Source organism: Streptomyces sp. TLI_55 (assembly GCF_900206255.1).
GTDB classification, from domain to species: domain Bacteria; phylum Actinomycetota; class Actinomycetes; order Streptomycetales; family Streptomycetaceae; genus Streptomyces; species Streptomyces aquilus.
The window spans coordinates 305988-330094 of record NZ_OAOJ01000001.1 but is presented as its reverse complement, the minus strand read 5'-3'; the positions used below and the strand labels follow the sequence as shown (position 1 = coordinate 330094).

Below are 24107 nucleotides of genomic sequence, written 5' to 3'. Positions count from 1 at the left end.
CTCCTGATCGGAAGGACCCGATTCTGAACACCCAGCTCGCGGAGACACTGTCCGCGGTCCTGCTCGTCCTGGTGCTGGTCTGCGCTGTCGTCCGCCCCTTCGGCTGGCCGGAGGCGGTCGTCGCCGTCCCCGCCGCCGGGCTGCTGATCGCCACGGGGGCGATCTCGTTGGACGACGCGCTGGACGAGGTACAACGGCTGGGGCCGGTGGTCGGTTTTCTGGCGGCGGTGCTGGTACTCGCTCAACTCTGCGATGACGAAGGGCTGTTCCAGGCGTGCGGGGCCTGGATGGCGCGGACCGCGGCGGGCCGGCCGCGGCGGCTGCTCGCGCTGGTGTTCATGGCCGCGTCGGCGATCACGGCGGTGCTCAGCCTGGACGCCACGGTCGTGCTGTTGACGCCCGTGGTGTTCGCCACCGCGGCCCGGCTCGGCGCCCGCCCCAGACCGCACGTCTACGCCTGCACTCACCTGTCGAACACGGCCTCCCTGCTGCTGCCGGTCTCCAATCTGACCAACTTGCTGGCGTTCACGGCGAGCGGGCTCAGCTTCACCCGGTTCGCCGCGCTGATGGTCCTGCCCTGGGTGGCCGCCATCGCCGTCGAGTACGTCGTCTTCCGGCGCTTCTTCGCCTCGGACCTGGACGCCGGAGCGCAGGCTCCCGCCGACGCGGACCCACCACGGCTGCCCATGTTCGCCCTGGTGACCGTGGCGTGCACCCTGGCCGGGTTCGTGCTGACCTCGGTGGTCGGCATCGATCCGGCGTGGGCGGCCCTGGGCGGCGCCCTGGCCCTCGCCGTCAGGGGACTGCTGCGCCGCCGCACCACGCCACGGGCGCTGCTGGACGCGACCTCGGTGCCGTTCCTCGCCTTCGTACTGGCCCTCGGTGTCGTGGTCCAGGCGGTCGTCGACAACGGGCTCGACGAGGCTCTGGGCCACCTGGTCCCCGAGGGCAGCGGGCTGCTGGAACTGCTCGCGCTGGCCGGACTGGCCGCCGTCCTCGCCAACGTCATCAACAACCTGCCCGCGGTGCTGGTGCTGCTGCCGCTGACCGCCCCGTCGGGTCCGGGCGCCGTCCTCGCCGTGCTGCTCGGGGTGAACATCGGCCCGAACCTCACCTACGCGGGGTCGCTGGCCACCTTGCTGTGGCGCCGTATCGTCCACGCCCATGAGGGCGAGGTGGAGCTGAAGGAATTCACCCGGCTCGGCGTGTACGCGGTGCCCGCGAGCCTGGGCGCCGCCGTGCTGGCACTGTGGGGCTCGCTGGCCGTCATCGGAGGAGGCTGACCCATGCCCATGTCCGTGGTCGTCTGGATCGTCGAGGGCACCTGGCCCGCCTGTGTGGACGCCGCCCGCGCCCACACCTCGGCGGATGCCGAGATCGCCCTGCTGCATGTCACACCGGCCGACGTCCCGGGTGCGGCACACGGTGCCTTCGCCGGTCTGCTCGGCCGCGGGCACCGCGAGCGCGATCCCGGCACGCGACTGGAGCGCCTCGCCGCCGCGTCCGCAGAAGACTTGCTGCGGTCCGCGGCCGACCGGCTGGAGCGCCCCTGTTCGCGTACCGAGCGCACCGGCCGCGTCGAGCGAGAGGTCGTTGCCGCGGCCGAGGGCCGCGACCTGCTGATCCTCGCCCGCGACGGCGACCGTACGCACCTCGGCCCGCACAGTCTCGGCCCCGCCAGCCGTTTCGTCGTCGACCACGCCCCCTGCCCGGTGCTCCTGGTCTGGCCCGAGGCGTCGCCGGGCCTGTCCACCATGCCGCCTCCGCCGCCGCGTCCCTGACGGCACAAGGCCCCTATGCAGAAAAATCGAGGTGCCGGAACCGGGCGGGCGTCCCTACCCTCGGGCCATGCGCGCCGAATCCTCCCTGCTGAACGTCATCGATGTGGAAGCCACCTGTTGGGACGGACAACCTCCGCCCGGCTCGGTGAGCGAGATCATCGAGATCGGTCTGACGGTCGTGGACCTGTCGGCACGGCGCCGCGTGTCACGGCACCGTGTCCTGGTGCGCCCTGTCCGTTCGGCGGTGAGCGGCTTCTGCACGGACCTGACCGGCCTGACCCAGTCCGAGGTGGAACGCGGCGTCACGTTTGCCGAGGCGTGCCGGATCCTCGTCGAGGAACACGGCGCCGGGGAGCGCCGCTGGGCGAGCTGGGGCGAGTACGACCGCCGACAGTTCGCCAGGCAGAGTCAGGCCGACGGGGTGGCCTACCCCTTCGGCTATCCGACGGAACGCACCCACACCAACGCCAAGGCCGTGTTCACCACGGCGTACGGGCTGCGCAGGAAGCCCGGCATGAGCCAGGCTCTGCAGATCGCCGGACTGCCGCTGGAGGGACGTCACCACCGCGGCGAGGACGACGCCTGGAACATCGCGGCGCTCGTCCTTGATCTGCTGGACCGCGGGGCGTGGCCCGTCACGGCCGACGTCGTATAGAGAGCGTTCCGGACCGTCAACGCACGATGTCGTCCAGCGCGCTCAAGTCCTCGTCGGACAGGGGGAGTCCCGCGCCGACGATGTTCTCGCGCAGGTGCGCGACCGATGACGTGCCGGGGATGAGCAGGATGTTCGGTGACCGTTGCAGCAGCCAGGCCAGTGCGACGGACATCGGTGTCGCCTTCGCTCGGGCGGCGACCGCCGAGAGCGCCGAGGACTGCAACGGGGTGAAGCCGCCGAGGGGGAAGTAGGGCACGTACGCGATGCCTTCGGTGGCGAGCCGGTCGACGAGTTTGTCGTCGTGGCGGTGGGCGAGGTTGTACATGTTCTGCACGCACACGATCGGCGCGATGCTCTGTGCCTCCCTGACCTGCTCCTCGGTGGCGTTGCTGACCCCGAGGTGACGGATCAGGCCCTGCTGTCGGAGTTCGACCAGTGCCGCGAACGGCTCGGCGAGGGAGCCGGGCCGGGGGCCCTCGGCGTTGCCGAGTCGGAGGTTGACCAGGTCGAGTACGTCGAGGCCGAGCGAGCTGAGGTTGTCGTGGATCTGCCGGCGCAGGTCTTCGGGGCGCCGGGCGACGGGCCACCCGCCCTGCGCGTCCCGCGTCGCACCCACCTTGGTCACGATGTGCAGTGACTCGGGATAGGGGTGCAGAGCCTCGCGGATCAACTCGTTGGCGACACGCGGCCCGTAGGCGTCGCTGGTGTCGATGTGGGTGATGCCGAGGTCGACCGCTTCCCGCAGTACGGCAACGGCACCCTCGTGATCGGCGGGCGGCCCCATCACCCAGGGGCCGGCCAGTTGCATGGCACCGTAGCCGAACCGGGTGACGGTCATGTCCCCCAGAGTCCAGGTGCCGCCGGGCAGAGGGCGGGAGGGCGTGCTCATCGAGGTGCCTTTCGTCAGGTGATCGAGGGGGTGGCGCCTGTCGGCTGCCTGGATCAGCATCGGGGAGTAACTTCCTGTCAGGAAGTAGGCACTTGAGAGTGCGTAACCCGCCGATCGGTGAGAGGTGCGATCAGTTGACGACGATGAAGGCGGCCGAGAAGAGGGCTCAGGCCAAGGTGGAGTTCAACGCGTTCCTCGCGGAGTGCCCCAGTCGGCAGCTGCTCGACCGGATCTCGGACAAGTGGGTGGTCCTGATCCTGTGCGCGTTGGGCGGCGACAACAAACCGGGACCCGTCGGCGCCGCACACGCCGATGCTCCGAAGGCGCTCCGCTATTCCGAGCTCTCTCGTCTTCTGGCCGGGGTCAGTCAGAAGATGCTGACCCAGACGCTACGGTCGCTGGAGCACGACGGGCTGCTCACCCGCACCGTGACGCCGACCGTTCCGGTCACCGTCACCTACGAGTTGACCGACCTCGGTCTCTCGCTCCACCACATGACGCGCGGGCTCCGGGACTGGGCGCAGACACACATGGCCGAGGTTCTCGCACACCGTGAGAGCGGTGATGCCTGACATCGTCGCGGTGCGCGGCCCACTAGGCTGACGTCCATGGATGCGCTCACGCCGTACCTGATCTTGATCGGTGGCCTTGCCGCAGTCCTGGGGTTCTTCACCTGGCTGGCATCACGCATCCGCCGCCGGGGTCTGGCGGGCGGCGCCATGAGCGCGGCCCTGGCTTCCTACGAGGAGGCGTTCCGCATCACAGCGCACGAATCGCATGTCGAGATCGTGGCTCAGGCAGAACGCAGGGCGCCGCTCCTGTCTCCGGACGATCACTCGGGGCGGAGCCCCGGCGAAGCCGGAGAGGCGGGAACCGAAGGCCGTCCTCCGATGCGGCCGCGTCCGCGCCGGTCGCGACGGAGTCTTACGCGCATCGTCGATCGTCTCAGGAGCCGCCGCTGACAACTTCCCGCCGGAACGACGGCCCCGGCGGGAAGCGGCGTTGGGTGAGCTGGTTGAGGTCAGACGACCGTGCAGGTGGCGCCGTTGAGCGTGTACGCGGTCGGCGCCGCCGTGTTGCCGGTGTGGGTGGCCTGGAAACCGATGGTGGTGGACGCGCCCGGCGCGATGGTCGCGTTGTGGGAGACGTTCTTGGCGGTCACCTGGCCGGAGGTGGGCGAGTAGTCGGCGTTCCACCCGGAGGTGATGGTCTGGCCTGCGGGCAGGGTGAACGCCAGTGACCAGCCGTCGATCGCGGTGGTGCCCGTGTTGGTGATGGTGATGTTCGAGGTCAGACCGTTGTTCCAGGCGCTGATGGTGTCGGAGACGCGGCAGGAGGCGGTTCCCGGTGACGGGTCGGAGGTCTGGAACTGCGAGAAGAACTTCCACACCTCGCCCGGCACCCAGCTCCTGCCGCTGTCACCGGGGGCCCCGTCCTGCGGGGCGGCGATGTGTCCTTCGTCGAACGCCGCCCAGGCGACCGGGTGTCCGGCCGAGCACCCCGTGTACGTGGTGACCCGGTGGGTCAGGCTGCCCTGCGCGGGCTCGGGCGGGTTCTGCGGGGTGCAGCCGTTGTTCTGGACGAACTTGTCCCGCATCGCCCGCCCGCCGGCGATGCCGAGGACGTTGTCCCTGAGCCCGTGCACGCCGAGGTAGGCGATGGGCTGGGTGCCGCCGCTGCACCCGCTGAGCTGTCCGCCGCTCTGGACCGCGACGGCGCGGAAGACGGTGGCGCGGGAGCAGGCGAGGGAGTACGACATGGCGGCGCCGTAGCTGAAGCCGAGGGCGAAGCGCTGCGTGGTGTCGACGCAGAGGTCCGACTCGATGCGGCGGATCATGTCGTCGACGAAGGTGATGTCCTCCCCGCCGGAGTTGGCCCAGCCGTTGTTGAGGCCTTGCGGTGCGACGAAGATGGCGCTGTTGTTCGCCAGTCGCTGGAGGCCGTAGTAGGCCCAGGTGCCCGTCTCCACGGTGCGACCCGTGGCCACGTCCGTGGAGGTGCCGCCCAGCCAGTGGAAACCGAAGATCAGCCGGTAGCCGTGGTCGCGGTCGTAACCGTCCGGGACGCGCAGGATGAAGGTGCGGTTCTTGCCGCCGCTCTGGATCGTGTAGGTGCCGCTCGTCAGGGTGGGCGTCTTGCCGCAGCCCGCGCTCACGGCCGCGGCGCGCTCGGGTGCGGCGTCCTTGGCGGTGACGCTGGCGGCGGGGCGGGTGGCCTCGGTCTGGCCGCGGCCCAGCGCGGTGCCGCCCAGGCTCAGGACGACCAGCACCGCGACCACGGCGGACCGTAAGAGGGTCCCTGTCCTCGTCATTCCTGTGCTCATGAAACTCCTTCTCTCGGGGCGTGGTTGCTCACGCGCGCGACCACTTCTGGTTGGCCTGGCCGTTGCAGGTCCACAGGACCAGCGGGGTCCCGTTCGCGGTGGCGGCTCCGCTGGCGTCGAGGCACAGTCCGGAGAGGGCGTTGCGGATCGTTCCGTCGGAGCCGACGGTCCACTTCTGGTTGCTCTGGCCGTTGCAGGGCCAGGTGATGACACGGGTGCCGTTGGTGGTGCCCTGGTTGTAGGCGTCGAGGCACTTGTCGCCGTAGACGCGGATCTCGCCGCCGGCCCAGGTGGTCCACAGCTGGTTGGCGGCGGTGTGGCAGTCCCAGAGCAGCGTGGTGGCCCCGGCGGCGGTGGAGGCGTTGTCGACGTCCACGCAGCGGCCGGAGGCGTCGCCGCGCAGGCGTGAGGTGGTGGCGGTCAGCGGGCTGCCGCCGGTCACCCGGAACACGGCGACACCGTGCGCGGGGACGCTCGCCGAGATCTGGCCGGAGGTGCTGGACGTGCCGCCGGTCCACAGGTCGGTGAGGGTGAACGAGCCACCGGTCAGGCCGACTTGGGCGGGCGTCGTGCTGATGGTCGCGGTGCTGTCACCGCGGTTGAACAGGCCCACGGCGACCGAACCGTCGGAGAGCGGCTTGGCGAAGACCTCGGTGGCGCCGTCGTCGCGCACCCGGCGTCCGCCCGCGCCCAGCGTGTCCTGGTTCACCGCCAGCAGGCGAGGGTTGCGCAGGATGGCGCTGACGTCGGCGGACATGGTGCGGATGTCGTTGCCCGCCATGAGCGGGGCGCTCATGAGGGCCCACAGGGCGAAGTGGGAGCGGGACTCGGTCAGCGACAGTCCGGGTCGGCCGACGACCAGCATGTCGGGGTCGTTCCAGTGGCCCGGGCCGGACTGCGCGGCCAGGGGCGCGGTGACGTCCAGGACGTTGCCGACGCCCATCGGGTAGCTGTTGGTGTTGCCGTTCTGCCAGATGTCGAGCAGATCCTCGGTCGTCCGCCACAGATCGGCGACCTCACCCCAGTTGTACTTGTCCCCGGTGATCGCGTGGAAGCTGTTGGGGTTGATGCTGTAGACGATCGGCCGCCCGGTGGCACGCAGGGCGTCGCGCATGATCGTGAACCGTGCGACCTGCTCGTCACGGGTGCCGCTGGAGGAACACCAGTCGTACTTGAGGTAGTCGACGCCCCACGAGGCGAACGTGGCGGCGTCCTGGGCCTCGTGGCCCATGCTGCCCGTCGACCCGGGGTAGGCGCCGGTGCCCTGCGCGCAGGTGCGCTCGCCGGGTACCTGGTAGATGCCGAACTTCAGGCCCTTGCTGTGGATGTAGTCCCCGAGGGCCTTCATGCCGCTGGGGAACTTGGTCGGGTTGCCCCGCAGGTTGCCGGCCGCGTCGCGCTGCGGGTCGAACCAGCAGTCGTCGACGACCACATAGCGGTAGCCGGCGTCCCGCATGCCCGAGGACACCATCGCGTCGGCGGCCTGGCGGACCTGGGTCTCGGTGATCCCGCATCCGAAACTGTTCCAGCTGTTCCACCCCAGGGGCGGGGTGAGGGCCGGGCTGCCCGGCGCGGCCGAGGCGGGGGAGTGGGCGGAGGCTGTGACGGACGCGGTGATGGTCAGGGCGGCGGCTGCGAGGACGCGGAACAGTCGTCCGCGTGAGCGTCTGGGCACCAGGGGCTCCTTGGGAGGAGGTTCGAAATTTCGAGCCTCGTTCGGAAACTCACGGTGTCAGGGATGTTACAGAGGCGCGTGAACATGTCAACGCGCCGGACATAATTGGCTCTGACCTGCGAGAACTGAACTTCGCCCAGCTCGAATGTTTCGACGCGGCTTGCGATCGTGTGTGAAGTCTTGACGTCCTACGTCGGCCTTCTACTATCCAGATTGCTCGACTCGCCGATCCATGTTCGACATGCCGAATGGCCTGAGCCGCTTCCTCCGAACGAAGTGCGAGGAGAACACCCCCACATGGATATGTCATGGACCCATCACGAGCTGTCCCGCCGTCACGCGCTGGTGGCCGCCACCGGCCTCGCCGCGGGCGCCCTCCTCCCCACGGCCCGGGCCTCCGCCCGGGCGGCGACCTTCACCAACCCGGTGATCTGGCAGGACTTCGCCGACATCGACGTCATCCGCGTCGGCGACACCTACTACGCCTCCGCCTCGACGATGCACTACTCGCCGGGCGCGCCCGTCCTGCGCTCGTACGACCTGGTGAACTGGGAGATCGCCGGACACTCGGTGCCCACGCTCGACTTCGGCGCCAAGTACGACCTGAACGGTGCGCGCGGCTACGTGCGCGGCATCTGGGCGTCGTCCCTGGCCTACCGGCCGAGCAACAGGACCTTCTACTGGCTGGGCCAGATCGACTTCGCCCGGACCTACGTCTACACCGCCACCGCCGCCGAAGGGCCGTGGAACAGGCTGACGACGATCAGCACGCCCTACTACGACGCGGGACTGCTCGTCGACACCGACGACACCCTCTACGTGGCGTACGGCAACACGACCATCAACGTGGCCCAGCTCTCGCCCGACGGCCGCACCCAGGTGCGCACCCAACAGGTCTTCACGACGCCGTCGAGCGTCGGCACCCTGGAAGGCTCCCGCTTCTACAAGATCAACGGGCAGTACTACATCTTCGTGACCCGCCCCGCCAACGGCCAGTACATCCTCAAGTCCACGTCCGGCCCCTTCGGCCCGTACACCATGCGGCAGGTCCTGCTCGACCTGCCCGGGCCGATCCCCGGCGGCGGCGTCCCGCACCAGGGCGGACTGGTGCAGACGCAGAGCGGTGCCTGGTACTACCTGGCCTTCGTGGACGCCTACCCCGGCGGACGGGTGCCCGCCCTGGCACCCGTCACCTGGACCTCGGACGGCTGGCCCGTCCTGCAACTCGTGAACGGCGCATGGGGCACCTCGTATCCGAGCCCGGCCGTGCCCACGCCACCGCGCCAAGTCACCCCCATGACCGGCGTCGACACCTTCGACGGCACGACCCTCAAACCGAGATGGGAGTGGAACCACAACCCGGACAACACCAAGTGGGCACTCGGCAACGGCCTGACCCTGCGCACCGCGACCGTCACCAACGACCTCTACTGGGCCCGCAACACCCTCACCCACCGCATCCAGGGCCCCACCTCCACCGCCACGGCCGTCCTCGACCACTCCGCGATGCGGGACGGCGACCGGGCCGGACTCGCGCTGCTGCGTGACTCCTCCGCCTGGATCGGCCTCAAGCGCGACGGCGGCACCACGCGCCTGGTGATGGTCAACGGGCTGACCATGGACGGCAACTGGAACACCACCGGCACCGGAACCGAGGTCGCGAGCGCTCCCGTTCAGGGCACCCGCGTCTGGCTGCGCGCGAACGCGGACATCCGCCCCGGCTCGGCACGCCCCGGCACCTTCTCCTACAGCACCGACGGCACCACCTTCACCCGCCTCGGCCCCGCCTTCTCGATGGGCAACGACTGGCGGTTCTTCATGGGCTACCGGTTCGCCCTGTTCAACTACGCCACGCAGGCACTCGGCGGCGCCGTCCGCGTCACACGGTTCGACCTGTCCACGCCCTGAACGACGTCCCTGCCGGCCGCGGCCGCCCTGGTGACCCTCCTGCCGTGGCGGGTCGGCCTGCCGCGGTCAGGTACTGGAGCGGACGACCAGGCGCGTCGGCAGGATCAACGGCGTGGGGTCCTGGCCGTTGACGAGCGAGACCAGCATGCGCGCCATCTCCCGCCCCAGAGCCTGGATGGGCTGGTGGACGGTGGTGAGCGGCGGGTCGGCGATCTGCGCGACGGCCAGGTCGTCGAAGCCGACCACGGCGACGTCGTCGGGAACCAGCCGGCCGGCCTTGCGCAGCGTGCGCAGCGCGCCCGCCGCCATGTTGTCGTTGGCGGCGAACACACCGTCCACGTCAGGGTGGTTGGCCAGCAGCGCGGCCATGGCGGCGGCGCCGCTGGGCTCGGTGAAGTCGCCCTCCTGCGGCGGGAACGGATCGAGGCCGGCCGCCAACAAGGCGTCCCGGTAGCCGCGGTACCGGGCGCGACCGGCCTCGGTGTCCAGCCGTCCGCACAGCGCGGCCACCCGGGTCCGGCCGCGTGCGACCAGGTGCTCGGTCGCCTCGCGTGCCCCGCCGGCGTTGTCGACGTCGACGTACCACCGGGGCGTCGCGCCGACCGGACGCCCGCCGAACACGACGGGCATCCGCGTCTCCTCGGCGAGGGGCAGCAGCGGATCGTCCGCGCGCAGTGCCATCAGCATGACGCCGTCGGCGCCCCTGGACCGCAGCAGTTCGGCCACCCGCTTGCGGCCCCGGTCGGAAGCGGCCAGACACAGCATCAGATGCAGGTCCGCGTCCTCCAGGGCGGCCGTGGCCCCGACGATGACCTGGGCGAAGAACGGGTCGGCGAAGATCGACGGATCCTCTCCCGAGACGACCAGGGCGGCCGCTCCCGTCTGCCGCGTGGCCAGTGCGCGGGCGCTCGGGTTGGGGACGTAACCGAGCTGCCGTACGGCCCGTTCGACGGCCTCGCGTTTGGCGCGGCTGACGTGCGGGGCGTTGTTGAGGGCGCGGGAGGCCACGGAGCGGGAGACGCCGGCGCGTTCGGCCACCTCGTCGAGCGTCGGCTGTCTGCGTGGCGGATCTTCTGCCATGGAGCGGGAGTCTGTCACAGGCGGGGAAGTCGCAACGTCGGGGTACTGGTAGCGCTTCCAGTATCTGTCGCCGCAGGACTCTGTTTTGCCCAACACTGCCTCAGCCATTGACAGTTGAACCAGCCGAATCCACGATTGGGACCGCTTCCAGTGGGAGCGCTCCCAGTCCCCGACATTCCCTGCCAGGAAACCGAGGTCCTGTGATGAGCCGCAGACTCCGTACCCTGGCGGCAGCGCTCTGCGCCCTGCCGCTGGCGCTCGCCGCCGCACCGTCCGCTCAGGCGGCCGACCCCACCACCATGACGAGCGGGTTCTATGTGGACCCCAATTCCTCGGCCAAGCGATGGGCGGCCGCCAACCCCGGCGACGGCCGGGCTCCCGCGATCAACTCCGCCATCGCCAACACCCCGATGGCCCGCTGGTTCGGCTCCTGGAGCGGCACCATCGGAACCGCCACCGGGGCCTATGCCGGAGCCGCGGACCAGGCCGACAAGCTGCCCGTCCTCGTCGCCTACAACGTCTACAACCGCGACTACTGCGGCGGCCACTCCGCCGGCGGCGCCTCCTCACCGTCCGCCTACGCGAGCTGGATCGCCCAGTTCGCCGGAGGGATCGGGAGCCGCCCCGCCGTCGTCATCCTGGAACCGGACTCCCTCGGGGACTACGGCTGCATGAACCAGGCCCAGATCGACGAACGCGAGGCCATGCTCACCGGCGCCCTCGGCGAGTTCAGCCGCCAGGCCCCCAACACCTGGGTCTACATGGACGCCGGCAACCCCGCCTGGACGAACGCGGCGACCATGGCCCGGCGCCTCCACGAGGCAGGCCTGCGCCAGGCCCACGGCTTCTCGCTCAACGTCTCCAACTACCTCACGACCGCCGAGAACACCGCCTTCGGCGACGCGGTCAACCGGGAACTCAGCGCCCGCTACGGCTACACCAAGCCCTTCGTCGTCGACACCAGCCGCAACGGCAACGGCTCCAACGGCCAGTGGTGCAACCCCTCCGGCCGCCGCATCGGCACGCCCACCCGGATGGGCGGAGGCGCCGAGATGCTGCTGTGGATCAAGACCCCGGGCGAGTCGGACGGCAACTGCGGCATCGGCGCCGGCTCCAGGGCCGGGGACTTCCTCCCCGAGGCGGCCTACAAGATGATCTACGGGTACTGATCCCGCCGTAGCGACGCCGGTGCGCGTTCGCGGCGGAGGGCGCCGTACGTCGCTCGGCGCCCTCCGGTTCCCCCATCGGTACGGGTGCTACGACCAGGGCAGGACCAGCGCGCCCCAGGCGATGACGGGGCCGAAGGCGACGATGCCGCTCGTGTAGCCGATGACCTGGCGGTAGAAGCGGCGGGTGTCCACGCCGCGGGCGTTGCTGAGGACCAGCGCTCCGTTGGTCGAGAAGGGCGAGGTGTCGACGATCGTCGTGGAGACGGCGAGCGCGGCGATCAGGCCCGCGGCGCTGAGATGGCTGGACAGCAGCAGGGGGACGGCGAGCGGGATGATCGCGGTGAGGATCGCCGTGGAGGAGGCGAAGGCGGAGGTGATGGCCACCGTGAAGCACAGCAGCAGGGCCACGACGAGCGGGGCGCCCAGGTTGGCGGCGTGTTCGGAGATCTCCTCGATGATGCCGGCCTTCTCCAGCATCGCGATGTACGTCATCATGCCCGCGACCAGCAACAGGGTGGACCAGCTGACGCCGTCCACGGCCTTCTCCTGCCGCTTCATGTCCACCAGTGCCAGCAGAGAGCCCGCGGCCAGCGCCAGGAAGCCGATCTCCAGGTGGAAGCCGAGCGCGCCGACGACGAGGGCGACCAGGGAGCCGAGGGTGAGCCACTGCCGCCAGTCGGGCCTGCCGGAGACGGCGAGGTCCTCGTCGTCGGCCGCCTCCGCGGCGCCCTCGGCCAGCGGGGCGGGACGCTTGGCGAGCAGGACGTAGGTGAGGACCGCGAGCACCAGGTTGATCGCGAAGCTGGCGCTGAACAGAGTCACGGCGGAGACGTGCACGTCGGTCTTGTCGACGAGGCCGAGCACCAGCGCACCGGAGACGGCCAGCGGGGAGAACGCGCCCGCGTGCCCGCCGCTGATCACCATCATGCCGACGACCAGCGGGTTGAGCTTGTAGCGGTAGGCGAAGTTCATGCCGATCGGCGCGAGGATCGCCACCGCGGCCGGGGTGAACGTACCGAACGCCGTCAGCAGGGCGGCCACCAGGAACAGCACCCAGGGGATGAGCTCGACCTTGCCGCGCACCAGCCTCACCCCGGCGGCGACGAGCCAGTCGATGGTGCCGTTGCGGCGGGCGACGGAGAACAGATAGGTGACGCCGACGATGGTGACGAAGAGCTTCGCCGGGAACCCCTCGAAGATCTCGTCCTCGGTGAGGCCGAGCGAGGCGGTCCCGACCGCGAAGGTGGCCACGAAGGCGAGGATGCCCAGGTTGATCGGCAGCACGGTGCCGACCACGAACATCACCAACAGGGCGCCTATGGAGATCACTTCAGCAGACATCTTTGTCCTTGGTGCGGTGGGGACGGGAGGGCGCGCCCCGAGGGCGCGAAGACAGCGCGGCGGGGAGCCGGCGTGACAGGGGGAGGTCTGGCGCGGTTCAGGCGGCCTGCGGCTGGCCTCCCTCCGGTACGTAGATCCGGGCGTCGGCGAGCAGCCGGGCCGCGCGCTGCACGGTGACCCGGTGCGGCAGGCCGTCCCGCACGTCGGTGCAGCGGACCGCGACGACACCGGCGGGCGTACCGAGGCGCAGCCACTCGTCCCGCGGGCCGCCCGTGATGCGGGAGACCACGGAGCCCTCCAGCAGCCCGGCCGCCGCGACGGCCACGGCCGAGGTCAGACCGATGGCGGGGTGCGGGGCGTTCATGGACAGCATCCGCACCGACACGTCGTAGTCCTCGGCCGCCACCCGTTCACCGAGGGGCGTGGTGTACGGCACCGGCGGGCCGACCAGGCCCACCTTGGGCACCGCGTCGCCCGGTTCCTCGCCCGGCCGGAGCAGCCCCATCAGGGGCGCGGCGGCATGACGGACGCCGCGCAGCCAGGGGACGTCCGCGCGCATCCGCTCCTCGGTCTCGGCGCCGGTGCGCCCGGCACCGGCGGCGTCGACGAGGACGACCGGAGCGCCCGCGGCCACCATGCTCACGCGGAGCGGCTCGGCGGCGCCGACCCGTAGATCCTGGGCGGCCCGGCCGGTGGGGAGCAGCCGCCCGGAGTCGCCGGCGGGGTCGCGGAAGGTGAGGCCGACCGCGACCCCGCCGGCCCGGGTGCCGGGTACCGTCTGGCGGCCGAAGTGGCGCACCACGCCGCCCTGGGTGTCGACGATCCCTTCGAGGACGGCGCCGGTGTTGATGTTGCGCATCACCACCCGCGTCTGGTCGCCGGTGACCGGAACCAGCCCCTTGGCCACCGCGTACAGGGCGACGCCGGTGGCGCAGTTGCCGCAGTTGCTCGTCCACTCCACCGAGCCCGTGCCGATGCCGACTTGGGCGAAGAGGTAGTCGACGTCGATGCCGGGCCGGGGCGAGGCGCTGACGACGGCCGCTTTGGAGGTGGTGGGGGTCGCCCCGCCCACCCCGTCCAGCTCTACGGGATCGGTGGCGCCGTACGCGGCGACCAGCAGCCTTTCGAGGTCGCCGCGGTCGGCGGGGACATCGACCTGGTTGAACAGCCAGCACTTGCTGGTGCCGCCACGTACCAGGGTCGCGGGAATGTGCACGTCTGAGGCTCTTCCTGGATCAACGGGGGTAGGGGGAAGGGCCGAGGCGGTGGTTACGGGCGCATTGCGGGCCGGTGAACCGCTCGGCGATTGCGCAGACCCTCGCAGAGGGTGTGACTTCGGAACAATCGCAGTTCGCTTCACCTGGGTTTAGCTCAGCTAAAGTCAGCGGCATGCTCAACGTGCGCCGTCTGCTGCTGCTCACCGAGGCCACCGAACGCGGGTCGCTCACGGCCGCCGCGGAGGCCCTCGGCATGACGACCTCCGCCGCCTCCCAGCAGATGTCCCTGTTGGAACAGGAGGCCGGACAGCCCCTGATCGAGCGGCTGCCCCGTGGTATCCGCCCCACCCCGGCGGGCGCCGCGCTGGCCGAGCGCGGCCAGGCCATCCGCCGTGAACTACGTGCCGCCCAGGCCGACCTGGACTCCTTCACCGCCCTCGACCAGGGCAGCCTGCGCCTCGGTTCCTTCCCCACGGCGAGCGCGTCCCTGCTGCCCCTGGCGCTCACACGTTTCCGGCGGCGTCACGCCGGCATCCGCATCGAGGTGCGTGCCGGAGTCCTCGCGGAGCTCAGGGAGATGCTGCACACCGGTGAGGTGGACCAAGGGCTGCTCTGGGACTACGAGTGGAACCGCCTCGACGATCCGGCGCTCGCCCTCACCCACCTGCTGGACGACCCCACGGTGCTGGTCGTCCCCGCCGACTCACCCCTGCGCACCCGCCCCTCGGTGCGGTTGGGCGACCTCGCCGACCAGGAGTGGATCATCCGCGCCGACAACCACCCAGTCGCCGACGTCCTGCGCCGCAGCTGCCGCCAGGCGGGGTTCGAACCGCGCATCGCCTACTCCTCGCACGACTACCAGGAGGCGCAGGCCATGGTCGCCGCCGGTCTCGGCATCGCGCTCGCCCCCCGCCTGGCCCTCACCAGCCGGCGCAGCGACGTACGCCTCCTGCCGTTCGCCTCCGACGTCCCGGCCCCCACCCGCCGCATCCTCCTCGCCCGCGCCGCGGCCCGCCCCGCCACCCCACCGGCCCAGGCAATGGCCCGCGTCCTGCGCACGGTGGCCCAGCGCTTCACCGCCCCGGACCTGCACCGGGCCCAGCTGGGGGCGGTCCGCCGCGGCTGACGGCACCGAGCCGGCTTGCGGCTGTGAACGGACACGAGCGGGCTCGGCTTTTCACCGAGCCCGCTCAGTCCGACCGGCTCAGGGGGGCCGGTCCTTTGTCATGCCGTCAGCGCTGCAAGGTCAGCAGCCCGGGACGGTAGGGCAGCAGGCCGTAGTCGCCGCCCGAGTTGGGGCTGCGGCCCTGGTAGAGCAGTTGCAGGTGGCAGGGGTCGACGGTCATGGTCTGGTCGGCGCTGGTGCGGAGCAGCTCGCCGTGGCTGATGTCGTTGGTCCAGGTGGCGCCGCTGTTGGCTTTGCCGGCGAAGGGGTTGCTCTCGGTCGCGGCCTGGGGGGTCCACGAGCCGTTCAGGCTGGTGGCGGTGAAGGAGCGGAAGAAGCGCTGCTCGCTCGCACCCCGAGCCTCGACGATCATGAGGTAGCGGTTCTGGCCCTGGAGCTTGTACACCTGCGGCGCCTCGAACAGGTTCTTCTCCGTGTCGCTCATGACCGTCGTGTACGACGAGCCGAAGTTGCCCGGGAAGTTCCCGATCGGCATGCTCGCCCGGTAGATCTTGCCGTTGTCACCGGCGAAGAACAGGTACATGTTCTGGCCGTCACCGATGAGCGTCTGGTCGATGGGCCCCGTTCCCGAGCCGGAGATGCTTCCGGTGAACAGCGCCTGTGGAGCCGACCAGCCGTTCGGGTTGGTGGGATCGGTCGACGTCCGGTAGGAGAACGCGGTCCCGCCCCACTGGTAGGTGAGCACCCAGATGTTCTTCGGCGCGAAGTAGAAGAGCGAGGGCGCGACGGCGGCGTTGGACATCGCGTTCTGGCCGGCCGAGGCCATGTCCGACCAGTTGGTGAACGGGGTGAAGTTCATCGAACCCCAACTCGACCCCGTGTCGTGCGTCGTGGCGTAGACGAGCTGCTTGCCGTTGTAGGGGGCGACGGTGAAGTCCTTGAGCGAGACCCACCCGGACTTGGGCTGCGCCAGCGCGCCCGTCGACGACCAGCGGTACGTCGACGGAAGATCGCACGCGCTCGGGGTGTCGGCACCGACCTTCACGAGCTGCCACTGCTGGTTGGTGCCGCCCCAGTCGTCGTACTGGACGATGTTCGCGCTGTCGGCGGTGGAGGCGCCCTGCACTTCGAGGGCCTTGTTCGTGTGGCGCGAGATGAGCCGCACGTAGCCGTCCGAGCTGTCGGCCAGCCGCCATTGCTGGTTGGTGGCGTTCAGGTCGGTCCACTGGACGATCGAACCGCCGTTCGCGGTGGACCAGTTGTAGAGGTCCAGGACCTTGCCCGAGAGGCGGGACTTGATGCGGTAGTAGCCGTCCCCGGAGGCGACGAACTGCCACTGCTGCTGGCTCTGGTCGTTCCTGGTCCACTGGGTGATCCGGGCGCCGTCGTTGGTCGCCATGTTGTAGACGTCCAGCGCCTTGCCGCTGTTGCGGTTGACCAGCACGTACGTGGCGTTGGGATCAACGGTTGCCGCGCTGGCGGGCTGGGCGCCGAGGAAGGTGGCCACCAGCAGGAGCGGCGAGAGGACGGCGAGTAAGCGTCTGAGCAGGACGGTGTGCGGGTGGCGCAACCACATCGGAGGGCCTCCTTCGGGGGCGGGGCGTGGTGGCGTCGGCGGACCGCGGAGCGGTGCGGCCGAAAAGAAGAACTCGCCGAAACTTTCGAGGAGTTCACGGATCTTTCGACGCCACAACATAGAAATGAGGGGTCCTTCGGTCAAGGTCTCGCGCTGTTCTGTCTTCAAATAGCTCTGACCCTTCGGGGTGGAGCGAGGCCTCGCGCCGGCCGGGAGCGCTCGGAAGGGGCGTGCTGCGGCGCACCGGTTCAAAGGGTCTGAGCAGGCATGAGAAGGTGAAACGGCACCTTCGCCCGTGGGCGGTCAACACAGCCTGGGCCGTGCGGAATCAGCCCACGCTCGCGCGCCGATGTTTGCTATCCGGCCTGATGCTCGTTCGAATGTTTCGAAGAATCCAAGGAAACTTTCTCGGTGAAACGTATTGACGATCCACTGACAATGCGTCAATCATCCGTCACCTAGGGGCGACCTGAGTTCGCAATACCGAACTGCATGAGCCGTGCGGAACGTTGAAGTATCCCCGTGCCCGTGCCGCAACAGCGCGCGGTGTCCGGTCTTCCCCCTGCGCTTCAGCCATTCCGTGATGTCTATCTTGGAGGCACAGCCATGGGCTTGAACGCCCTTCCCAGAGCCGCAGACCGCCCAAGGACCCGCAGCGCGCCGCTGGCGCTGCTCGCCATCGGACTCAGCGCGGTGGTCGCCCTGGTGACGCCGCCGCCCGCGCACGCCGCCGAAAGCACACTCGGCGCAGCGGCGGCCCAGAGCGGCCGCTACTTCGGCACCGCCATCGCCTCGGGCAGGCTGGGCGACTCGGCGTACACCTCGATCGCGAACCGTGAGTTCAACATGGTCACGCCCGAGAACGAGATGAAGATCGACGCCACCGAGCCGCAGCGGGGCCAGTTCAACTTCACCGCCGGTGACCGCGTCTACAACTGGGCCGTGCAGAACGGCAAGAAGGTCCGCGGACACACCCTGGCCTGGCACTCCCAGCAGCCCGGCTGGATGCAGAGCCTCAGCGGCAGCAGCCTGCGCCAGGCGATGATCGACCACATCAACGGCGTGATGGCCCACTACAAGGGCAAGATCGCCCAGTGGGACGTCGTGAACGAGGCCTTCGCCGACGGCAACTCGGGCGCCCGGCGCGACTCCAACCTGCAGCGCACCGGCAACGACTGGATCGAGGTCGCCTTCCGCACCGCGCGCGCCGCCGACCCCGCCGCCAAGCTCTGCTACAACGACTACAACACCGACAACTGGACCTGGGCCAAGACCCAGGCCGTGTACAACATGGTCAAGGACTTCAAGCAGCGCGGCGTACCGATCGACTGCGTCGGCTTCCAGTCCCACTTCAACAACGACAGCCCGTACAACAGCAACTACCGCACCACGTTGCAGAGTTTCGCCGCTCTCGGCGTCGACGTGGCCGTCACCGAGCTCGACATCCAGGGCGCCTCGCCCACGACGTACGCCAACGTGGTGAACGACTGCCTGGCCGTCTCGCGCTGCCTCGGCGTCACCGTCTGGGGCGTGCGGGACAGCGACTCATGGCGGTCGGAGCAGACGCCGCTGCTGTTCAACGGCGACGGCAGCAAGAAGCCCGCCTACACCTCCGTCCTCAACGCGCTCAACGGCGGCACCACCACGCCTCCTCCGTCGGGCGGCGGCGGACAGATCAAGGGCGTCGGCTCGGGCCGCTGCGTGGACGTTCCCAACGCCGGCCAGACCGACGGCACCCAGGTCCAGCTGTGGGACTGCAACAACGCCACCAACCAGCAGTGGACGTCCACCAGCGCCGGTGAACTCAGGGTCTACGGCAACAAGTGCCTGGACGCCGCCGGCACCGGAAACGGCGCCAAGGTCCAGATCTACAGCTGCTGGGGCGGCGCCAACCAGCAGTGGCGCCTCAACTCCGACGGATCCATCGTCGGTGTGCAGTCCGGTCTCTGCCTCGACGCCGTCGGGAACGGCACCGCAAACGGCACCCAGATCCAGCTGTACACCTGCTCGGGCGGCAGCAACCAGCGCTGGACCCGCACCTGATGAACCCCTGAGGTGAAAGGCCGGCCGGCTGCCCACCGGCCGGCCTCGCCGCTGCGACATACGTGTCGAGTACGTGTGTCACAGAGGTGTGACCATGTCCTTCCTCCCCACCTGCCCGGGTGTCACTCCGGTGTGGGTGGGGCGAGGGTCTGGGCGCACCAGATGGTCTTGCCTTCGGTGGTGTGCCGCGTGCCCCACCCCTGGGTGAGCTGGGCGACGAGCAGCAGGCCCCGGCCGCCCTCGTCGAAGGCGCGGGCCCGGCGCAGGTGCGGGGCGGTGCTGCTGGCGTCGGAGACCTCGCAGATCAGGGCGGTGTCGCGGATCAGCCGCAGCCTGATCGGCGGTTCGCCGTAGCGGATGGCATTGGTGACCAGCTCGCTGACGACCAGTTCGGTGACGAACGCCGCCTCCTCCAGGCCCCAGGCGTCCACCTGGTCGACAGCGAGCTTCCGGACGCGCGGCACCTGCGCGGTGTCGGGCTCGACCGACCAGTCGGCGACGTGATGACGGGCCAGCGCGCGGGTGCGTACGAGCAGCAGGGCGGCGTCGTCGGTGCGGCGATCGGGGAGCATGGCGTCCATCACCGAGTCGCACAGCGGCTCCAACGAGGCGGTCGCGTCGGTGAGGGCGTGCTGGAGGTCGGTGATCCGCTGGTCGACATCGTGCTCGCGGCTCTCCACCAGTCCGTCGGTGAAGAGCGCGAGCAGGCTGCCCTCGGGCAGTTCGAGCTCGGTGGCCTCGAACGGCAGACCACCGATGCCGAGCGGCGGCCCCGGTTGGGCGGGCACCGGGGTCCTGGTGCCGTCCGGGGAGATGACCAGCGGGAGAGGGTGGCCGGCGCTGGCCAGGGTGAAGCGCCGGGAGACCGGGTCGTAGACGGTGTACAGGCACGTGGCCCCGGACTCGCCGGTCGGCTGGAAGTGGTGGTCGGGCCGGAGATCGCTGGCGAGGTGGAGGACCAGGTCGTCCAGGTGCGTCAGCAGCTCGTCCGGTGGCAGGTCGACGTCCGCGAGGGTGCGTACGGCCGTGCGCAGTCGGCCCATGCTGGCCGCGGCGTGCAGGCCGTGTCCGACCACGTCGCCGACGACCAGGGCGACCCGGGCGCCGGACAGCGGAATGACGTCGAACCAGTCACCGCCCACCTCCGTGCCGGTGCCCCCGGGCAGGTAGCGGGAGGCGACCTCGACCGCCTCCTGGTTCGGCGGTCCCTGCGGCAGCAGGCTGCGTTGCAGGGTCAGCGCGGTCGCGCGCTCGCGCGAGTACCGGCGGGCGTTGTCGATGGCGACGGCCGCCTTGGCGGCCAGCTCTTCGGCGAGGATCAGGTCGTCGGCGGTGAAGGCCTCCGGCCGGTCCAGGCGGGAGAAGACGACGACGCCGAGCAGCGCGCCGCGGGCCCGGAGCGGCACGGTGATCCGGCCCGTCAGCCCGTCCGCGGCGAGAGACTCGTCGATCACCGGGTTGCCTGGTGGCCAGTGGGCGGGGTCGGCGGCGAGACCGGGTCCGAAGGCCCACTCGCCGCCCTGGCCGGGGTCGGCAGCGAGCTCGACCGTGGACCTGCCGATCGCCATGCAGCGGGCGGCGACCGAACCGGGGCGGTGCGTGACCGGCTCCGTGGGCCCGGCAGCCGGGTCGGTGCCGTCCCTCGCGCTGTGCTGGGCGGCGCGGACGAGTCCGACCGCCTCGTCCGGGTGGCCTGCGGACTCGGCGGGTGGTTCCTCTCCGCGCAGCACCTCCTCGAACAGATCCACACTGACCAGGTCGACGAATCGCGGCACCGGGGTCATGGCCAGCTCTCGGGCCGTGCCGATCACGTCGAGTGTCCGGCCGATGCCGCCGCTGGCGCTGTTGAGGATGAGCAGACGTTGCCGAGCCCAGTACTCGGCGCTCATGTCGAAGCCCCAGTTGGCGACCGCGCGGACCGTGCCTTCGGTGTCCCGGACCGGCCAGATGCTCGTGGCCCAGGCATTGGCGTAGTCACCGCCGCGCGGCTGGAAGACAGTGATGAGGCGCGTGGGCTCGCCCGTCCTCGCCACTTGGGCGAGTGCGTCGGTGTAGGGCTTGTCGTCCCTTTCGGGAAACAGCGAGCGGTCGAACTCGGGAAACAGCTCGCGGTACTTCTTGCCGAGCACTTGCTCCTCGGAGTGCGCGATCACCCGGCCCGAGGAGGCGTTGATCCACAGAAACCGCAGCTCAGGGTCGTAGACACCCAGAGCGAACGGACACTGCTCGAAGGCTCGGTCGGCGATCACCGGGCGGCTTTCCCAGCGCTGGACGGTCACCACGTGCCCGAGCCCCCGCCCGCCGGTGCCGGACAGGGGCTGAGCCGTCACCACGGCATCCACCGTGGAGCCGTCCCGATGGCGCAGGGGGATCGGCCCCGCGGGGGCTCGGGCGCTCTCATGGCTCTCGGGGAACCCGGCGGGTGCGGGACCGGCCAGCAGATCGGTCACCGGACGCCCGACGATGTCCTCCGCCGACCAGCCCAGCAGGAGCCGTCCGCCCTCGCTCCAGCCGCTCACTGCGCCGTCCGGGGCGACCACGACGGCGGCAGTGGGGGCATCGTGCTCGCCGGCCCTGTCCACGAGCGACACCTCCGTCCAGGTGGCCGTGCCTGCCGAGGCACACTTCCAGCGGTTGCTTCCAGGCTAGATCCGCTGAGGCGGCGCGGCAGGCGCAGGGCGCCTGGACAGGGCGTCCCTGGGCTCGGCGGCAGCCGCCGAGCCCAGGGACGCCCGGTAACCGTGGTGCTGCCGGTCACTGCGCGGTGAAGCTCCACAGCAGGTTGTTGCTGCCGTCGTACGTCCACTGCTTGGTGACGGAGCCCGAGGCGACGTTGCCGCCGCCGTCGAGGACCAGGCCGGTGGTGCGGTTGGCGATCGAGTAGCGGTTGCCGCCGCGGGCGACGATCTTCCACTGCTGGTTGCTGCCGCCGTTCCAGGCTGCCTGGCGGGCCGGATCGCCGTTGGCGGTGGCGCCCCAGCCGTCCGCGACCATGCCGTTGGTCCGGTTGACCAGCCGGTAGTAGCCGCCGTCGAGCGCCTCCGCGCGCCACTGCAGGTTGTTGCTGCCGTCCCAGGTCCACTGCTTGAGGTTGGATCCGGAGGCGACGTTGCCGCCGCTGTCCAGGGCGAGCCCGTTGGTGGCGTTGGTGAGCCGGAAGTACGTCGCCGGGTTGAACTGGACCCGCAGGGAGGCGATCTGGTCGTTGTTGCCGGTGACCCGCAGGTCGGGGTTCGCGGCGGTGAAGGTCCAGGCGGTGCCGCTGAAGTTGTCCCCGGAGTAGCCGATCACCTGGTAGCCGGGTGCCGGCCGCAGGGAGGAGATGCTGCCCGCGCCCAGCCCGGCCGAGGTGAGGTCGGCCGTGGTGTAGTCGCCGAGGGGGAGCACCGCAGCGGTTCCGGTGTAGTTGACGTCCGCGAAGGCGACCGCTCCGCCGAGCGGCTGCAGCACCGGGATCGTGCCGGAGAAGGTGAGCTTGAGGACGTACGCGTTAGCGCTGTAGGGCGCCGAGGCCGGCAGGGTGACCGTGAGGCCGGAGGAGCTCTGGGCCGGAGCGGGGAGGTCGATGTAGGTGCCGGCCGTGGTGCCGAGGAGCTTCACCGAGGACAGCGACGAGAGATTGATGCGGTCCGAGGAAAGGGTCTTGATCGTCAGGGAGCTGCCGGGCCAGCCCAGGACGGTGGCGTACAGGACGTTGCCGGCCTTGTTGCGGGTGAAGCGGATGTCCTGCGCGGTGCCGGCGTGCGGGGTGGTGAACGAGCCGCCGCCCATCTTCGTCGGACCCTCGCCGTACTCGGTCCAGGCGCGGGTCGCGTAGATCGACTCGCCGAAGCGCTTCAGATGGTCACCGATGCCCAGCAGGATGTCCTTCTGCGCCTGGGGGATGGTGCCGTCCGCCATGGGCGCGATGTTCAGCAGCATGTTGCCGTTCTTGCTGACCCGGTCGATGAACGAGTGCAGCATCTGCGGGATGGTGTAGTAGCCGATGCCCTGGGTGTAGCACCAACTGCTGCTGGAGATGCTGTCGTCGGTCAGCCAGTACGGGGTGGTGAGGTCGCCCGGGCCGCCGCGCTCGTAGTCGAAGACCTCGCCCTTGCCGTTGAACCCGTCCTTGTAGGTGGCGACGACCTCACGGCCCCAGCTGTTGGCCTGGTTGTAGTAGTAGGCCAGGAACTTCAGGCGCTGCGCTTCGTCGACGGCGGTCAGGTTGAAGTCCTGCCACAGGATGTCGGGTTGGGCGCGGTCGATGACCTCCTTGAGCTTGTCGTACCAGAGTTGGTTCTCCGCGGTCGCGCCGAGCTGCCCGTAGAGCTTCTTGAGGCTGGCGTCCGTCTGGGCGGGGGCGTACTGGTAGAAGCCGGTGAAGTTGTACGCGTGGTGCATGGCCACCAGCAGCTTGAGGTTCTTGGCGCGGATGGCGGTGGAGAACAGCCCCAGCAGGTCGAGGCCCGGGCCCTTGTTCACCGAGTTCCACTCGTTGGCCTGGCTGTTCCACATGGAGAAGCCGTCGTGGTGCTCGGCGACCGGGCCGGCGAACTTGGCGCCGGCGTCGACGAAGAGCTGCGCCCACTCGTCGGGGTCGAACTTGCCGCCGGCCGACTTCAGCTTCGGCGCGAACTTCACGAAGTTGCCCGCGAGGTCCTGGGCGCCGTTGATGAAGTTGTGGTACGGCCACGCCGCGGGCTGGCCGTAGGTCGCGATGTGGTGCTGGTTGGCGTTGCTGCCCGACTGGTACATGTTGCGCGGGTACCACTCGTTGTCGTAGGCCGGGACGCTGAAGACTCCCCAGTGGAAGTAGATCCCGAACTTCGCGTCCTGGAACCACTCCGGAGCCGGTGGGTGCTGGTCGACTGAGTTCCAGTCGGGCGTGTAGGTGCTGGGCGCCGCCTGGGCGGTGCCGGAACCGAAGATCCCTCCGGCGACGGCCGCTGCGGCCACACCGGTGGCGCCGGCCAGGAAGTGGCGTCTGTTGAACGAACTCGGCATGGAGACATCCCTGTTGCAGAGGGGGGCAGGGGAGTGCTGAGAACACAAGGGGGCGTAACTCCTGTGCGCGGAGCGCCACTTGTTACGGACGAAGGTCCGCCATGTCTCCCGGGGATGTCAACCAGCGTGCAGGGATGAAAAGCGTTGACGCTTCAGGGGTTTTGACCCTTTTTTAGGGTTTCGCTGTGATTCTCCAGGGCTTAAACATGGCATGTCTGCCAGGCTCCTCGTGGCCGGATCCGCTTGGCCAGCGATGATGATTGATGGGATGGATCTGGCCTGTACTTGCCCTTGTGGAGCGAAGTGAGCTGGCACTTCTCCAAGAAGTGCCGCAAGGG

At 69.8% G+C, this 24107-nt stretch carries 18 protein-coding genes; 9 read left to right on the top strand and 9 right to left on the bottom strand.

Annotated elements, in window-relative coordinates; translation table 11 throughout:
- Positions 1–23: 23 nt before the first annotated feature.
- The 3 genes from CRP56_RS01650 to CRP56_RS01640 all read left to right on the top strand — a co-directional run bounded on the left by CRP56_RS01650 (position 24) and on the right by CRP56_RS01640 (position 2436).
- The gene (locus CRP56_RS01650) at positions 24–1283 is read left to right on the top strand and encodes an arsenic transporter (RefSeq protein WP_097273604.1); all 1260 of its coding nucleotides are present in this window, start codon (positions 24–26) and stop codon (positions 1281–1283) included.
- Between the two features lie 9 nt (positions 1284–1292).
- On the top strand, positions 1293–1781 hold the full coding sequence (locus CRP56_RS01645) for a universal stress protein (RefSeq protein ID WP_097273602.1): 489 nt from the start codon (positions 1293–1295) through the stop codon (positions 1779–1781).
- Between the two features lie 67 nt (positions 1782–1848).
- Entirely contained in the window at positions 1849–2436 is a 588-nt protein-coding gene (locus tag CRP56_RS01640; RefSeq protein WP_097259634.1) for a 3'-5' exonuclease, read from the top strand.
- A 16-nt stretch (positions 2437–2452) separates the two neighbouring features.
- Here the strand turns inward: CRP56_RS01640 and CRP56_RS01635 are convergent, their stop codons facing one another.
- Complete coding sequence (locus tag CRP56_RS01635; RefSeq protein WP_097273600.1) at positions 2453–3325, bottom strand: aldo/keto reductase family oxidoreductase; 873 nt, start codon at positions 3323–3325, stop codon at positions 2453–2455.
- Positions 3326–3459: 134 nt separating this feature from the next.
- Here CRP56_RS01635 and CRP56_RS01630 point away from each other — a divergent pair, with 134 nt between their 5' ends.
- Together CRP56_RS01630 and CRP56_RS48195 are read left to right on the top strand one after the other, a co-directional pair.
- On the top strand, positions 3460–3897 hold the full coding sequence (locus tag CRP56_RS01630) for a winged helix-turn-helix transcriptional regulator (protein WP_097273598.1): 438 nt from the start codon (positions 3460–3462) through the stop codon (positions 3895–3897).
- A gap of 36 nt (positions 3898–3933) precedes the next feature.
- Positions 3934–4287, top strand: a complete 354-nt coding sequence (locus tag CRP56_RS48195; protein WP_257039974.1) for a hypothetical protein — start codon at positions 3934–3936, stop codon at positions 4285–4287.
- A gap of 59 nt (positions 4288–4346) precedes the next feature.
- On the opposite strand, the gene CRP56_RS01620 is transcribed toward CRP56_RS48195, so the two are convergent.
- Positions 4347–5648 carry a cellulose binding domain-containing protein gene (locus CRP56_RS01620; protein WP_257039973.1) on the bottom strand — a complete coding sequence of 434 codons (1302 nt, stop codon included), beginning with the start codon at positions 5646–5648 and terminating at the stop codon, positions 4347–4349.
- A gap of 28 nt (positions 5649–5676) precedes the next feature.
- Complete coding sequence (locus CRP56_RS01615; protein WP_097259632.1) at positions 5677–7323, bottom strand: glycoside hydrolase family 27 protein; 1647 nt, start codon at positions 7321–7323, stop codon at positions 5677–5679.
- Positions 7324–7620: 297 nt separating this feature from the next.
- On the opposite strand from CRP56_RS01615, the gene CRP56_RS01610 reads away from it, so the two are divergent.
- Positions 7621–9231, top strand: a complete 1611-nt coding sequence (locus CRP56_RS01610; RefSeq protein WP_097259631.1) for a glycoside hydrolase family 43 protein — start codon at positions 7621–7623, stop codon at positions 9229–9231.
- A gap of 66 nt (positions 9232–9297) precedes the next feature.
- On the opposite strand, the gene CRP56_RS01605 is transcribed toward CRP56_RS01610, so the two are convergent.
- Entirely contained in the window at positions 9298–10311 is a 1014-nt protein-coding gene (locus CRP56_RS01605) for a LacI family DNA-binding transcriptional regulator (protein WP_179850924.1), read from the bottom strand.
- 203 nt (positions 10312–10514) lie between these two features.
- Here CRP56_RS01605 and CRP56_RS01600 point away from each other — a divergent pair, with 203 nt between their 5' ends.
- Positions 10515–11480: a glycoside hydrolase family 6 protein gene (locus tag CRP56_RS01600; RefSeq protein WP_097259629.1), complete on the top strand. Its 966-nt coding sequence runs from the start codon at positions 10515–10517 to the stop codon at positions 11478–11480.
- 87 nt (positions 11481–11567) lie between these two features.
- Here the strand turns inward: CRP56_RS01600 and CRP56_RS01595 are convergent, their stop codons facing one another.
- Positions 11568–12821: an SLC13 family permease gene (locus tag CRP56_RS01595; RefSeq protein ID WP_257039971.1), complete on the bottom strand. Its 1254-nt coding sequence runs from the start codon at positions 12819–12821 to the stop codon at positions 11568–11570.
- A 97-nt stretch (positions 12822–12918) separates the two neighbouring features.
- A complete protein-coding gene (locus CRP56_RS01590) occupies positions 12919–14037 on the bottom strand; it encodes a PrpF domain-containing protein (protein ID WP_097259627.1) in 1119 nt (372 codons plus the stop codon).
- Between the two features lie 173 nt (positions 14038–14210).
- On the opposite strand from CRP56_RS01590, the gene CRP56_RS01585 reads away from it, so the two are divergent.
- The gene (locus tag CRP56_RS01585) at positions 14211–15164 is read left to right on the top strand and encodes a LysR family transcriptional regulator (protein ID WP_097259626.1); all 954 of its coding nucleotides are present in this window, start codon (positions 14211–14213) and stop codon (positions 15162–15164) included.
- 106 nt (positions 15165–15270) lie between these two features.
- On the opposite strand, the gene CRP56_RS01580 is transcribed toward CRP56_RS01585, so the two are convergent.
- Complete coding sequence (locus CRP56_RS01580) at positions 15271–16740, bottom strand: non-reducing end alpha-L-arabinofuranosidase family hydrolase (RefSeq protein WP_097259625.1); 1470 nt, start codon at positions 16738–16740, stop codon at positions 15271–15273.
- Between the two features lie 606 nt (positions 16741–17346).
- Between CRP56_RS01580 and CRP56_RS01575 the strand changes: the two genes are divergently transcribed.
- Complete coding sequence (locus CRP56_RS01575; RefSeq protein ID WP_097259624.1) at positions 17347–18783, top strand: endo-1,4-beta-xylanase; 1437 nt, start codon at positions 17347–17349, stop codon at positions 18781–18783.
- A 122-nt stretch (positions 18784–18905) separates the two neighbouring features.
- Here the strand turns inward: CRP56_RS01575 and CRP56_RS01570 are convergent, their stop codons facing one another.
- Together CRP56_RS01570 and CRP56_RS01565 are read right to left on the bottom strand one after the other, a co-directional pair.
- Positions 18906–21365 (bottom strand): SpoIIE family protein phosphatase, encoded by a 2460-nt coding sequence (locus CRP56_RS01570; protein WP_097259623.1) that lies wholly within the window; start codon positions 21363–21365, stop codon positions 18906–18908.
- Between the two features lie 172 nt (positions 21366–21537).
- A complete protein-coding gene (locus CRP56_RS01565; protein ID WP_097259622.1) occupies positions 21538–23769 on the bottom strand; it encodes an alpha-L-fucosidase in 2232 nt (743 codons plus the stop codon).
- Between the last annotated feature and the right edge of the window lie 338 nt (positions 23770–24107).